Below are 12,051 nucleotides of genomic sequence, written 5' to 3' on the forward strand. Positions count from 1 at the left end.
GAAGGGCCGTCACTCCTCGGGGGAGCGACGGCCCTTCGGCGTACCGGAGGCTCAGCGGCGCAGCGCCTCGGCCGGTTCGATGCGCGAGGCACGCCATGCCGGATACAGCCCGGCGACAACGCCCGTGACCAGGCCGACGGCCGGGGCCGCGACGACCGTGCCCGTGTGCATCACCGGCGTCCAGTCCCGTACCAGCGCCACCGCGATCACCGTGGACACGCCGAGCGCCGTGCCGACGAGCCCGCCCATCGTGCCCAGAGCGCCCGATTCCGTGAGGAACTGGACGGTGATGTGACGCCCCCGGGCGCCGAGGGCCCGTCTCAGGCCGATCTCACCGGTCCGTTCGAGCACCGCCACGAGGGTGGTGTTGGCGATCCCGACCGCGCCGATCACCAGCGAGACCGCCGCGAGGAGCAGGAAGAGCTGGTCGAGGTCGTCGGTCACGCCCGCGCGCAGGGACTTGGGGTCCGGCGGGGGGACGGACTTCAGATACTCCGGATGGTCCGGGCGCAGCGCGACCGGAGCCTCCCGCGCGATCTGGGCGGCCGCGCCCGTCGCGGTCGTGATCAGCATCTTCGCGTCGCCCTGCTGGGGCGGTCCCCAGAGCTTCTCGGCGGTCGTCCGGGGCACGGTGACCGACATCAGGACGTCGGCCCTGCGCTTCACGTCGTCGATGATCCCGGCGACCGTGAAGGGCTCGTCGCCGATGAACACCGCGGGACGGGTCTCCAGGGTCGTGATCCCGAGCCGGTCCGCCACGGACTTGCCGAGCACCGCGACCGGCTGGCCGGACCCGGACGCGAACTCGTCGTACAGGCGGCCCTGGGCGAGCGTCGGCGCCGCCGCCCGCAGCGCCCCGGGGGACGCCGCGACGACCTCGATCCGCTCGCTGCCCGTGCCGTCGCCGACCGGCGCGGAGCGGACGGCCGTGCCGGGCGCCAAGCGGACGGTCCAGTAGACGCCGGCGTCCTCGACCCCGCCGAGCCGCTCGATCCGGGCGTCCGCGTCGGCCGGGAAGGCGGGGTCGGCGAACTCGTTCTGGTCGCGGGCGACGTCCTCGACGGTCACCTCGGTGGCCGTGAGGAGGTCGAACCGCGAGTCGATCTGCGAGGACGTCGTCGCGGTCAGCCCGAGGATCGCCACGAACGTGCCGACGCCGAGGACGGTGCCGAGCGCGGTGAGGACGGAGCGCCCCGGTCGCTGGAGCATTCCGGCGACGGCCTCCGAGAGGACGTCGCGGGCCGCGAGCCTGGAGGGCTCGACCACCCGGCGCCGCTTCGGGGACTCCTCGTGGGGGCCTTCGCCCTTCGGGGATCGCCTCACGCCCGCCCCTCCCTCGCCGGCTCGCTCAGCGTCCCGTCGCGGATCGTCACCGTGCGCTCGCCGCGCTCCGCCACCTCCGCGTCATGGGTGATCACGACGATCGTCATCCCGGAGGCGTGCAGTTCGCCCAAGAGGTCGAGGACGGCCCCGGCGTTGTCCGAGTCGAGGTTGCCGGTCGGTTCGTCGCACAGCAGCAGCGACGGGCGGCCTGCCAGGGCCCGGGCGATGGCCACCCGCTGGCGCTCGCCGCCGGACAGCCGGCCCGGCAGCGCCTCGGCCCGGTGGCCGAGTCCCACCCGTTCGAGGGCGGTGCGGGCACGGGCGCGGCGCTCGGCGCGGGGCACCGCCGAGTACACCATCGAGAGCGTGACGTTCTCCGTGGCGCTGCGGTGCGGCAGGAGGTGGAAGGACTGGAAGACGAAGCCGATCCGCCGCCCGCGCAGGGCCGTCCGTTCCCCGTCGCGCAGCGCCGCCGTGTCGATGCCGTCCAGGAGGTACGTACCGCCGGTGGGCGCGTCGAGGAGTCCCGCGACGTTCAGGAAGGTCGACTTGCCCGATCCGGACGGGCCGACGACGGTGATGAACTCTCCTTGGTGGACGGTGAGTTCACAGGGCTTGAGGGCGGCGACGGGCGGCGGTCCCGGGTAGGTCAGGCTCACCGCGCGGAACTCGATGACGGGGACGTCCTGACCGCCCGCCCCGGTCTGCCCGGCCGCCCCGGTCCCCCCGGCCGCCTCGCTCGTCCTGCTCACGGCGCCCCCTGGGAGTTCCCCGGGGCCGCGCCCGGGTTCACCCCGGTGACCACCTCGTCGCCCTCCTTCAGGGCGCCGCGGGTGAGCGGGACGACCTCCACGAAGCCGTCGCCGGTCGTGCCGGTCCGCACCTCGATCCGCTCCTGCCGGCCGGTGCCGTCGACGGTGGTGACGACCGTCTTGCCGTCCACGCCCGCGGAGACGGCGGTGACCGGGACGACCAGGGCCTTGCCGTCGGTGGAGGCGGCCTCGATGGTGAGGCGCACCTCCTGGCCCGCGAGGCCGGAGGGCAGTTCGCGGGTGGGCTCGACGGTGAAGAGGTAGCCGACGGCACCGTTGCCCTGCGCGCCGTCCCCTCCCGCGCCGTCGCCGCCGGAGCCGGAGCCCTGCGTGCCGGACTGCTGGTCCTGCTGCTGGGACGGGGTGTCCGCGACCGAGACCACTCGGCCGGTCGTCTCCTGCCCCGTCGTCTCGGCGAGGATCCGCACCTTCTGCCCGGCGCGGATCAGCCCCTTCTGGTGGTCCTGGAGATAGCCCTGGGCCATGAGCCTGCCGGAGGAGAGGGTCATCGCGGTGCCGGAGACCTGCGCCCCCGGCCGGGCCGTGACGGTGGCGACCCGGGCGGGGAAGGCCCGTACGAAGACGACCTCGGCCGCCGGGACCATCGGGCCGGCCGCCGCCTCCGCCTTCGCGAGCGCCTCGCGGGCGGTCTCCAGGTCCTCGGCGGCCCGGTCGCGCGCCTTCTTCAGCGTCTTCTTCTGTGCGTCGTCCGTGGTGGCCGCGAGCGCGTCGCGGGCGTCCACGAGGGCCCGCTCGGCACCGGTGACGGAGGCCTTGGCGCCGTCCACGGCCGCGCCGTCGTCGTCGACGGCGGGCTTGGGGTCGTAGCCGATGGAGGAGTAGAACTCCTCGACCGCGTTCTTCGTGCCGGGCCCGAAGGTGCCCTTCTCGTCGCCGCCGCGGCCGTGGCCGAGCGCGTCGAGCGCGTCCTGGAGCTGCTTCACGTCGTCGCCGGTGGCGCCGGGCTTGAGGTCCCGGTAGACGGGCAGGCCGCCGCGCAGGACGAAGACGGGCCGGCCGGATATCTCCAGGAGCACCTTCCCCGAGCGCACCGCGTCCCCGCTCTTCACGGACACCTTGGTGATCACGGGGGCGGCGCCGCCCTCGCCGCCCGCCGAGACGGGCGCGACCTGGATGCTCTGGCCTGCGGCGACGGTGCCGCGCAGGACGACCGTCTCCGCGAGGACCCGGTTCTCGACCCGGGCGATCAGCACGTCCTGCGGTGGTGGCTTCGCGTCGGCCGCGACCTGCGCGGGCGACTTGATGAAGGCGGTGGCCGCCACGCCGGCGCCGGTCAGGGCCACCGCCCCCGCGACGAGGGCGGCGACCCAGAACCGGCGCCGGTTCATCCGGGCGCCCCCGGCGTCGCCGCCGGGGGTCCGGGAACCGTCCGCGATCCCGCCCGGCGGCTCCGCGCCGGGCGGGGTCGTGCCGGCCGGGGTGTCGTCAGCCACCGACGACCGTCCCGCCGTCTCCGCCCGCGGCCTTGGGGCCGCAGGCCTTCAGCGCCGCGATCACCTTGGGGTCGCCCTTCATCCGCTCGCCCAGGGTCCCGTCGAGCGCCACTTCGCCCGTCGCCGGGTCGGGCTCCGGGTAGTCGGCGACGCCCTCCTTGCGCATGCAGGCGGAGAGCTTCCTGGCCGCTTCCAGTTTCGCCGGGTCGGCCTGGCCCTTCCCGGGCTGCTTCGCGGCGCACGCCTTCTCCGCCGCGGCCACCGCCTCGGGCTTGTTGGCGTCCTTGTCGACGCGCTTCTCCCCGCCCTCGCTGTCCTGGAGCTTGAGCCCCTGGGCGCCGAGGCAGTCGTAGTAGGCGGCCCAGCCGCCGGCGCCGTTCGAGGGCGCGGAGGAGGGGGCGGCGGAGGTGGAGGCGGTGGTCTTCGCGGTGCTCGGCTCCGACCGGGTCGCGCCGTCCCCGTCACTCGAGCACCCCCCGAGCCCGAGGGCGAGGATGAGTACGGGCACAGCCATGAGGCGTCTCATCAGAAACGGTCCTTCCGACGGGGATTCCCCGTCTACGGGGCGTCATGGGAACGCGCAGGAGGGGGCCGACGCGGCGTTGCGCTACGCCACGTACAAGGCCCCTGCGCGATAGGTCTGCGGCGCCCGGCGGGCACCTCGACGCGACGAGCATATCCGGGGGCGGCCCGACCGGTAACTGTCTCAACGGACAGTGGACGCCGCCGAGTTGGCAGTGCTCGTATGGACCCCGGCCCACTCCGGGCCACAGTGAACCCATCAGCAACAGCTACGTGAAAGGCAACGACATGCAGCGCACTGCACTCCGTCGCGTCGCCGCCACGGCCATCGCGCTCGCCGCCATCGGCGCCGGCGCGCTCGCCACGGCCGGCTCGGCCTCCGCGGCCACCGGCAAGAACGGCTACCTGGAGAGCGGCGAGTTCGGCCTGTTCTACAACTCCGGTCAGGCCGGTGCCGTCTGGGACCTCTACGTCGCGGACGACAACTTCGACGGCGACCGCTTCCCCGGCCCGGGTGCCGGTGCGGGCGAGTCGGTGAACGACAACACCGCCTCGTACTACAACGCCGACTCCCTGACGTGGTGGGTCTACACCGACGCCTACGCGGGCGGCATCGAGGGCAGCCTGCCGGCGGGTTACGTCGGCAACGCGTCCACGAACTTCAAGAACCGCATCTCCTCCGCGTACCACTACAAGGCCCGTTGATCACCAGGGTCTCGTGAAGCACCACCCAGCTGATCCGCCGGAGTAGCCTCACGGCCCCGGCGCACGCACCACCGCGGCAGCCGTTGCTCCGCCCGAATGAGGCGGGCAGAGCAACGGCTGCTCCCATGGTAGACACGCACACGTCCCTGGAGCAGCCCCATGCGTCCAATCGCCGCCCGCGCGACCGTTCTCCTGTTGAGCGCCGCGCTCCTCACCGCCTGTTCCTCCGAGTCGGACGGCGGCGGTGGCGACGGTTCCGCGCAGGAGCCCGCGATCGGGACGATCCCCCGGATGCTGTCGACGACCGGCCTCTCGTACCCGCTGGACGCCTACGCGACCACCGACGACCAGCGCCGCAAGCTGGAGCAGGCACAGGCCCGGGTGACCAGCGACTGCATGAAGCGTTTCGGCTTCGACTTCGAGCTGCCCCTGACGCCCGCCGTCGGCGGCCGGTCCGACGACTCCCGGTACGGCCTCACCGACGCCACCGTCGCGGCCCGCTACGGCTACGTCCCCAACCGGGGCGCCCAGCCGCCGGCGAAGCCGCCCACCCAGGTCCTCGGCGCGAGCGGCAAGCTCGCCCTCAGCGGCCCCACCGACTACAAGGGCCCCCAGCCGATGAGCCTGGAGGAGGCCAGGGGCAAGGACAGCGGCAAGGCCCTCAACGGGCAGAAGGTGCCCGTCGGCGGCTGCATCCGCGAGGGTTACCTCACGGTCTACGCGCCGAAGAAGGGCGCGGTGGACGCCATGTTCGTCACCAACCTGACGATGGACGCCAACTCCCGGTCCCGCGAGGACTCCCGCGTCGTCGCCGCCGTGAAGGCCTGGTCCGCCTGCATGGCGGAGAAGGGCTACACGGTCGACGAGCCGGTCAGCCCGCAGAGCGACCTGGGGCTCAACCCGAACACCTACGGGGGTCCGAAGGCGATCGCCGCCGCCAAGCAGGACGTCGCATGTAAGGAAAAGGCCAACCTCGTCGGCATCTGGTACACCGTCGAAACCGCTTACCAGAAGCGCGGCATCGAGCAGAACGCGGAGACCCTGAACCAGGCGAAGACCGAGCTCAACGAACGGTTGAAGCTGGCGGCCACGCTGGCCGGCTGAGCCTCGGGGCCGAGGAGCGGAGGTCGGCGGCCTGGTCGGTTTCCGGCCGCCGGGACGTCCCAGGGACGCCCCGATCCGGCCGCGCGGGCATCGTTTCGTGACGCGATCCGGTTACCGTTTCCATCGGGAACAAAATCTTTCGGTCCCGTCGCACCGTGCCCAACGAATGCCGTCTCTGGGGGGGGACTCATGCTTCGTCAGTGCTCGTACTGCAGAACCGAACCAGCCGAGAACAACGGGACCCGAGCCGCCAGGATCAACCCCGTCACCACCGCGTTACGCCACCTGGACTCCCTGACGGACCGCGAGGTCGAGGTCCTGTGGGCGATGCCCGGCGGGGAGTCCAACACGGATCTCGCCGAGCACCTCGGCATCACCGAGCGCACCGTCAAGTTCCACGTCACCAACATGCGCGAGAAGCTGGGCGGCCTGTCGCGCGCCCAGCTCCATCTGCTGGCCCTGCTCGCCGAGGCGGTCTGGCCGTGCCGCCTCTGCCGCCACGACGAGTCAGCCCGGAGCGCGGAGCTGCGCGCTCGCGTGCCCCGGCCCCCGATGAGCCGGCAGTACGCCGGAGGCGTCAAGCGCTGCGCCTGACGGCGCTCAGGCCTTCGGGGCCACCTTCGAGAGGCCGTTGATGATGCGGTCCATGGCGTCGCCGCCCGTCGGGTCGGTGAGGTTCGCCAGCATCTTGAGGGTGAACTTCATCAGGAGCGGGTGGGTCAGACCGCGCTGGGTCGCGATCTTCATGATCTTCGGGTTGCCGATGAGCTTCACGAAGGCGCGGCCCAGCGTGTAGTAGCCGCCGTAGGTGTCCTTGAGGACCTGCGGGTAGTTCCGCAGGGCCAGCTCGCGCTGGGCGGGCGTCGCGCGCGCGTGCGCCTGGACGATGACGTCGGCCGCGATCTGGCCCGACTCCATCGCGTACGCGATGCCCTCGCCGTTGAACGGGTTGACCAGGCCGCCCGCGTCGCCGACCAGCAGCAGGCCCTTGGTGTAGTGCGGCTGGCGGTTGAACGCCATCGGCAGGGCCGCGCCGCGGATCGGCTGCGTCATGTTCTCCGGGGTGTAGCCCCAGTCCTCCGGCATGGAGGCGCACCAGGCCTTGAGGACCTCGCGCCAGTCCAGCTCCCGGAACGCCTTCGAGGAGTTGAGGATGCCGAGACCCACGTTGGACGTGCCGTCGCCCATCGGGAAGATCCAGCCGTAGCCGGGCAGCAGCCGGTCCTGCGGGCCGCGCCGGTCCCACAGCTCCAGCCAGGACTCCAGGTAGTCGTCGTCGTGGCGGGGGCTCGTGAAGTACGTCCGGACCGCCACGCCCATCGGCCGGTCCTCGCGCCGGTGCAGGCCCATGGCGAGGGAGATCCGGGTGGAGTTGCCGTCGGCGGCGACGACGAGCGGGGCGTGGAAGGTGACCTCGCGCTTCTCCTCGCCCAGCTTCGCGTGGACGCCGGTGATCCGGCCCGTGCGGTCGTCGATGATCGGCGCGCCGACGTTGCAGCGCTCGTACAGCCGGGCGCCGGCCTTCTGCGCCTGGCGGGCGAGCTGCTCGTCGAAGTCGTCGCGCTTGCGGACGAGTCCGTAGTCCGGGTACGAGGCCAGCTCCGGCCAGTCGAGCTCCAGGCGGACGCCGCCGCCGATGATCCGCAGGCCCCTGTTCCGCAGCCAGCCGGCCTCTTCGGAGATGTCGATGCCCATGGCGACGAGCTGCTTGGTGGCGCGCGGCGTGAGGCCGTCGCCGCAGACCTTCTCGCGGGGGAACGCGGTCTTCTCCAGGAGCAGGACGTCGAGTCCGGCCTTGGCCAGGTAGTACGCGGTGGTGGAGCCGGCCGGGCCTGCCCCGACGACGATCACATCTGCGGTGTGCTCGGAGAGGGGCTGCTCGGTCACGGCGGATCTCCCGGAGGGGTCGAGGGAAGGAGGGGGGAAGTTCATGGACGGTGGGGCGGGGGTCAGGCCTTGAAGCCGCGGTGCAGGGCCACGATGCCGCCCGTCAGGTTCCGGTGGGCAACCTTCGACCAGCCGGCCTTCTGCATCATGCCCGCCAGGGTCGACTGGTCCGGCCAGGACTGGATGGACTCCGCGAGGTACACGTACGCGTCGGGGTTGGAGGACACGGCGCGGGCCACCGGCGGCAGCGCGCGCATCAGGTACTCCTCGTACACCGTGCGGAACGGCGCCCAGGTGGGGTGCGAGAACTCGCAGATGACGACCCGGCCGCCGGGCTTCGTCACCCGGTACAGCTCGCGCAGCGCCCGGTCGGTGTCCTGGATGTTCCGCAGCCCGAAGGAGATGGTGACCGCGTCGAAGACGTCGTCGCGGAACGGCAGCCTCATGCCGTCGCCCGCGGTGAACGGCATCCACGGGTGGTTCTTCTTGCCGACCCGCAGCATCCCGAGGGAGAAGTCGCACGGGACGACGTACGCCCCCGCCTTCACGAAGGGCTGCGAGGAGGTCGCGGTCCCGGCGGCCAGGTCCAGGATCTTCTGCGCGGGCCGCGCGTCGACCGCCTCGGCGACCTCCTTGCGCCAGCGCCGGTCCTGCCCGAGGGAGAGCACGTCATTGGTGAGGTCGTAGTTCGCCGCCACGTCGTCGAACATCGAGGCGACTTCGTGCGGCTGCTTGTCCAGGGATGCTCGGCTCACCCGGCCATTGTGGCAGCCACCCCCCGGGCGGCCGGGGACCGGCCCCGGCCCCCCGGAAGATTCCCGGAAATCGGCTTCAACCTTTTCCCGGCGAGCGCGCTCAGGGAAGGGTGACAGTGCTGACGAAGGGAGCGAGATGCCGTCACCGCTTGGCTCGGACGTCGGGTTCGAGGAGTTCGCCCGATCCGCGCAGACGCGGCTGTACCGCACCGCCTACCTCCTGTGCGGAGACGCGGAGACCGCCCGCGACCTCACACAGACCACCCTAGCCAAGCTCTTCCAGCACTGGCGGCGGGCCGGAGCGGCGGAGCACCCGCACGCCTACGCCAAGACCGTGCTCACCCGCACGTTCCTGGCCGAACGGCGTCGCCGGCTGCGCGACCTGCTCGCCTTCACCAAGACCGGCGGGCTCGGCCCGGCGCGGGCCACCGAACAGCCGGACCTCAGGGTCACGCTGCTCGCCGCGCTCGCCGAGCTCCCGCCCAGAGCCCGCGCCATGGTCGTCCTTCGCTACTGGGAGGACCTGAGTGTGGAGACCGTCGCCTCGCTGATGCGCTGCAGCGAGGCGACGGTCAAAAGCCAGTGCTCACGCTCCCTGGCCCGGCTCCGGGACCGCCTCGGCGAGGCACACCTCTACACCGCCGATCCCCAACTCCACCCTTACGCCATCGGAAGCTGAGGTCCCGCGTGGACGACGAAACGATGCTCCGCCGTGCCCTGGACCGGACGACACAGGAGCTGCCACCCCTTCCCGACCTCGCGCCCGTCGCGGTGCGCCTGGGCCGCAGGCGCCGCGCACGGGCCCGGCTCACCGTCGCCGGCGGTGTCTTCGGCACCGTGACCGCGGCCGCGCTCGGACTGTCCCTGCTGCCCGGGGCGGACCCCGGCGCCGCGATGCCCGCCGCGCCGCCGGCCGCCTTCCCCTCGGCGTACCACACGCCGGTGCAGATCCGGCCGACTCCGGGTCAGGAGCCGCCGGAGAAGCTCTCCGACGCCGAGAGCGCGCGCCGCGCCCAGTTCCAGCAGCAGGTGTCGGCCCTTCTCGACGAACTGCTGCCGGCGTCCGTCGAGGACGTCCGGCCGGTCGCGGACGAGGTGTCCTCGTACCGGATCACCGCGGGCGGCACGGCCTTCCCCGTGAAGCTGTCCATCCGGCCCGCCGAGGGGGAGCGCCTCCAGGAGTGCCGGAACCAGCCGCCGAAGATCACCTGCGAGAAGACCGATCTGGGCGGGGGCCGGACCGCGCAGGTGTACGCGATGGCCGTGAACAGGACCGACACCCTGGGGGCCATGGTCGTCACGCGGTACGGCAGGAGCAGTGTGCTGCTCTCCGTCGACCCGTCGGACAGCGCCTCGGCGCCCGTGACACCGGACCAGCTGCTCGCCGTCGTACGCGACGCCCGCTTCACCGATCTGCTGAAGTACGCGGACGAGTACCCGGTCCAGAAGAAGGGCGCCCCGGTCCGGGGCGGGTGAGCCGGGTCCCGGCTACCGGCGCCGGTGGACCAGGCGGCCGCCGAGGACGGTGGCGACGCAGGTCGACGCGCCGAGGCGGACCAGGGCCGCCCGGTCGGGGACGTCGAAGACGGCGAAACGGGCGGGGCCGCCCGGCACGAGGCCGGGCAGCAGGATCAGCGGCACCGGGGAGAGGGACGGTGGCCCGGGCAGGGACGGGGGCCGCTGCCCGACGGCGAGACCGGCCCGCCGCACCGCGTCCTGCGCGGCCCGGCCGCGCAGTTCGCCGGCGACCGCGACCGTGCCGTGCGCCAGCATCCGCTGCACCCCGCGCCGCGCACTGGCGCCGAGCCGCGCCGGGTCGGCGCGGAAGATCGCCCGCGCCCGCTCCCCCGTGATCGGCTCGGTGCCGAACTCCGCCGCCTCCCGGGGGTCCGGGTGGTAGGTCTGTTCGAGCAGCTCGGGGCCGTACGGGTTGAGGAGCCCGGGGGTGAGGATGCCGGGCCACCGCCGCACCCGCGCCTCGGGCCTGACGGCGGCCAGGTCCTCGTACGGGCCGACGGCGGCGACGAGGGCGCCGTCGACGAGGACGGCGCTCCCGGGCGTCGCCTCGGCGACGTGGAGGGTCAGCACGGGCGCGTCAGTTGGCGTCGAGGAGCTTCAGCTCGGGGTGCGCCGTGCCCCCCGCGATCGCCGTGGACGAGATGTGCGAGGCGACGCGCTCGTCGACCGGGTCGTTCGCCGGATCGTCGTGGACCACGATGTGCTCGTACGTCGTGGTGCGCTGCGCCGGGACGCGGTCCGCCGTGCGGATCATGTCGATCATCTCGCGCAGGTTGGAGCGGTGCTTGGCTCCGGCCGAGGAGACGACGTTCTCCTCCAGCATGATCGAGCCGAGGTCGTCCGCGCCGTAGTGCAGGGTCAGCTGGCCGATCTCCTTGCCCGTGGTCAGCCACGAGCCCTGGATGTGGGCGACGTTGTCGAGGAAGAGCCGGGCGATCGCGATCATGCGCAGGTACTCGAAGAGCGTGGCCTGCGTCCGGCCCTTGAGGTGGTTGTTCTCCGGCTGGTACGTGTACGGGATGAAGGCCCGGAAGCCGCCCGTCCGGTCCTGCACGTCGCGGATCATGCGCAGGTGCTCGATCCGCTCGGCGTTGGTCTCGCCGGTGCCCATCAGCATGGTGGAGGTGGACTCGACGCCCAGCTTGTGGGCGATCTCCATGATCTCCAGCCAGCGCTCGCCGCTCTCCTTGAGCGGGGCGATGGCCTTGCGCGGCCGCTCGGGGAGCAGCTCGGCGCCGGCGCCCGCGAAGGAGTCGAGACCGGCCGCGTGGATGCGGGTGATGGCCTCCTCGACGGAGACGCCGGAGATGCGGGCCATGTGCTCGACCTCGGAGGCGCCGAGGGAGTGGATGACCAGCTGCGGGAAGTCCTTCTTGATGGCGGCGAAGTGCTTCTCGTAGTACTCGACGCCGTAGTCCGGGTGGTGGCCGCCCTGGAACATGATCTGGGTGCCGCCGAGCTCCACGGTCTCCGCGCAGCGGCGCAGGATGTCGTCGAGGTCCCGGGTCCAGCCCTTCTCGGTGTCCTTCGGGGCGGCGTAGAACGCGCAGAACTTGCACGCCGTCACACAGACGTTCGTGTAGTTGATGTTCCGCTCGATGATGTACGTCGCGATGTGCTCGGTCCCCGCGTACCGGCGGCGGCGCACCGCGTCGGCGGCGGCGCCCAGTGCGTGCAGGGGCGCCGAGCGGTAGAGGTCGAGCGCCTCCTCGGGGGTGATCCGGCCACCCGCGGCGGCGCGGTCGAGAACAGACTGGAGTTCGGCCTTCTCGGTCACCGGGTGCGTCCCTTTCGGAGGGGTTATGACAGACCGAGCCAGCCTACGCCAGCGCTCCTCGCGGCTTCCGCAGGGTGCCGTTCCGCGGCCGCCGGAGGCCGGGGAGGGTGGACGGCGGGCGAGGCGCCGGGGAGAGACGCGCGGGGGTCCGGCGAATATCGGGTGAATTCCGGGTGCGTCGCCGGGCGTCCCAT

Annotated in this window: 13 protein-coding genes; 5 read left to right on the forward strand and 8 right to left on the reverse strand. The window is 72.5% G+C overall.

All coding sequences use genetic code 11. The features are described from left to right. Nucleotides 1–51: 51 nt before the first annotated feature. The 4 genes from BLW86_RS15730 to BLW86_RS15745 form a co-directional block, all read right to left on the reverse strand. Nucleotides 52–1,323, reverse strand: coding sequence for an ABC transporter permease (locus BLW86_RS15730; protein WP_371129508.1), 1,272 nt, complete (start codon nt 1,321–1,323; stop codon nt 52–54). Continuing rightward, complete coding sequence (locus BLW86_RS15735; RefSeq protein WP_256341674.1) at nt 1,320–1,997, reverse strand: ABC transporter ATP-binding protein; 678 nt, start codon at nt 1,995–1,997, stop codon at nt 1,320–1,322. The genes BLW86_RS15730 and BLW86_RS15735 overlap by 4 nt, the downstream gene beginning before the upstream one ends. 74 nt (nt 1,998–2,071) lie before the next feature. Continuing rightward, nucleotides 2,072–3,589, reverse strand: a complete 1,518-nt coding sequence (locus BLW86_RS15740) for a peptidoglycan-binding protein (RefSeq protein WP_256341322.1) — start codon at nt 3,587–3,589, stop codon at nt 2,072–2,074. Next, the gene (locus BLW86_RS15745) at nt 3,582–4,103 is read right to left on the reverse strand and encodes a hypothetical protein (protein WP_093874622.1); all 522 of its coding nucleotides are present in this window, start codon (nt 4,101–4,103) and stop codon (nt 3,582–3,584) included. The genes BLW86_RS15740 and BLW86_RS15745 overlap by 8 nt, the downstream gene beginning before the upstream one ends. A gap of 296 nt (nt 4,104–4,399) precedes the next feature. Between BLW86_RS15745 and BLW86_RS15750 the strand changes: the two genes are divergently transcribed. The 3 genes from BLW86_RS15750 (at nt 4,400) to BLW86_RS15760 (ending at nt 6,514) form a co-directional block, all read left to right on the forward strand. Then, a complete protein-coding gene (locus tag BLW86_RS15750; protein WP_093874623.1) occupies nt 4,400–4,816 on the forward strand; it encodes a peptidase inhibitor family I36 protein in 417 nt (138 codons plus the stop codon). A gap of 159 nt (nt 4,817–4,975) precedes the next feature. Then, nucleotides 4,976–5,920 (forward strand): hypothetical protein, encoded by a 945-nt coding sequence (locus BLW86_RS15755; RefSeq protein ID WP_093874624.1) that lies wholly within the window; start codon nt 4,976–4,978, stop codon nt 5,918–5,920. 189 nt (nt 5,921–6,109) lie between these two features. After that, nucleotides 6,110–6,514 (forward strand): response regulator transcription factor, encoded by a 405-nt coding sequence (locus BLW86_RS15760; RefSeq protein ID WP_093874625.1) that lies wholly within the window; start codon nt 6,110–6,112, stop codon nt 6,512–6,514. A gap of 6 nt (nt 6,515–6,520) precedes the next feature. Here BLW86_RS15760 and BLW86_RS15765 read toward each other — a convergent pair whose 3' ends face one another. Together BLW86_RS15765 and BLW86_RS15770 are read right to left on the reverse strand one after the other, a co-directional pair. Then, nucleotides 6,521–7,852: a geranylgeranyl reductase family protein gene (locus BLW86_RS15765; protein ID WP_093874626.1), complete on the reverse strand. Its 1,332-nt coding sequence runs from the start codon at nt 7,850–7,852 to the stop codon at nt 6,521–6,523. A gap of 17 nt (nt 7,853–7,869) precedes the next feature. After that, nucleotides 7,870–8,562 (reverse strand): demethylmenaquinone methyltransferase, encoded by a 693-nt coding sequence (locus BLW86_RS15770; RefSeq protein WP_093874627.1) that lies wholly within the window; start codon nt 8,560–8,562, stop codon nt 7,870–7,872. A gap of 136 nt (nt 8,563–8,698) precedes the next feature. Between BLW86_RS15770 and BLW86_RS15775 the strand changes: the two genes are divergently transcribed. Both BLW86_RS15775 and BLW86_RS15780 read left to right on the forward strand, forming a co-directional pair. Next, nucleotides 8,699–9,241, forward strand: a complete 543-nt coding sequence (locus tag BLW86_RS15775; protein WP_093874628.1) for a SigE family RNA polymerase sigma factor — start codon at nt 8,699–8,701, stop codon at nt 9,239–9,241. 8 nt (nt 9,242–9,249) lie between these two features. Then, nucleotides 9,250–10,038, forward strand: a complete 789-nt coding sequence (locus tag BLW86_RS15780; RefSeq protein ID WP_093874629.1) for a hypothetical protein — start codon at nt 9,250–9,252, stop codon at nt 10,036–10,038. A gap of 12 nt (nt 10,039–10,050) precedes the next feature. On the opposite strand, the gene BLW86_RS15785 is transcribed toward BLW86_RS15780, so the two are convergent. Then, entirely contained in the window at nt 10,051–10,650 is a 600-nt protein-coding gene (locus BLW86_RS15785) for an amidohydrolase family protein (protein ID WP_093874630.1), read from the reverse strand. 7 nt (nt 10,651–10,657) lie between these two features. After that, on the reverse strand, nt 10,658–11,857 hold the full coding sequence (gene mqnC, locus BLW86_RS15790) for a cyclic dehypoxanthinyl futalosine synthase (protein WP_093874631.1): 1,200 nt from the start codon (nt 11,855–11,857) through the stop codon (nt 10,658–10,660). Between the last annotated feature and the right edge of the window lie 194 nt (nt 11,858–12,051).

Origin of the sequence: Streptomyces sp. TLI_105 (genome assembly GCF_900105415.1) — a bacterium.
Classification (GTDB): Bacteria; Actinomycetota; Actinomycetes; order Streptomycetales; family Streptomycetaceae; genus Streptomyces.

Excerpts from the sequence above, each read along its gene's own strand:
- BLW86_RS15745 (WP_093874622.1), bottom strand. The coding sequence starts at position 4,103 with ATGGCTGTGCCCGTACTCATCCTCGCCCTCGGGCTCGGGGGGTGCTCG.
- BLW86_RS15750 (WP_093874623.1), top strand. The coding sequence starts at position 4,400 with ATGCAGCGCACTGCACTCCGTCGCGTCGCCGCCACGGCCATCGCGCTC.
- BLW86_RS15755 (WP_093874624.1), top strand. The coding sequence starts at position 4,976 with ATGCGTCCAATCGCCGCCCGCGCGACCGTTCTCCTGTTGAGCGCCGCG.
- BLW86_RS15760 (WP_093874625.1), top strand. The coding sequence starts at position 6,110 with ATGCTTCGTCAGTGCTCGTACTGCAGAACCGAACCAGCCGAGAACAAC.
- BLW86_RS15765 (WP_093874626.1), bottom strand. The coding sequence starts at position 7,852 with ATGAACTTCCCCCCTCCTTCCCTCGACCCCTCCGGGAGATCCGCCGTG.
- BLW86_RS15775 (WP_093874628.1), top strand. The coding sequence starts at position 8,699 with ATGCCGTCACCGCTTGGCTCGGACGTCGGGTTCGAGGAGTTCGCCCGA.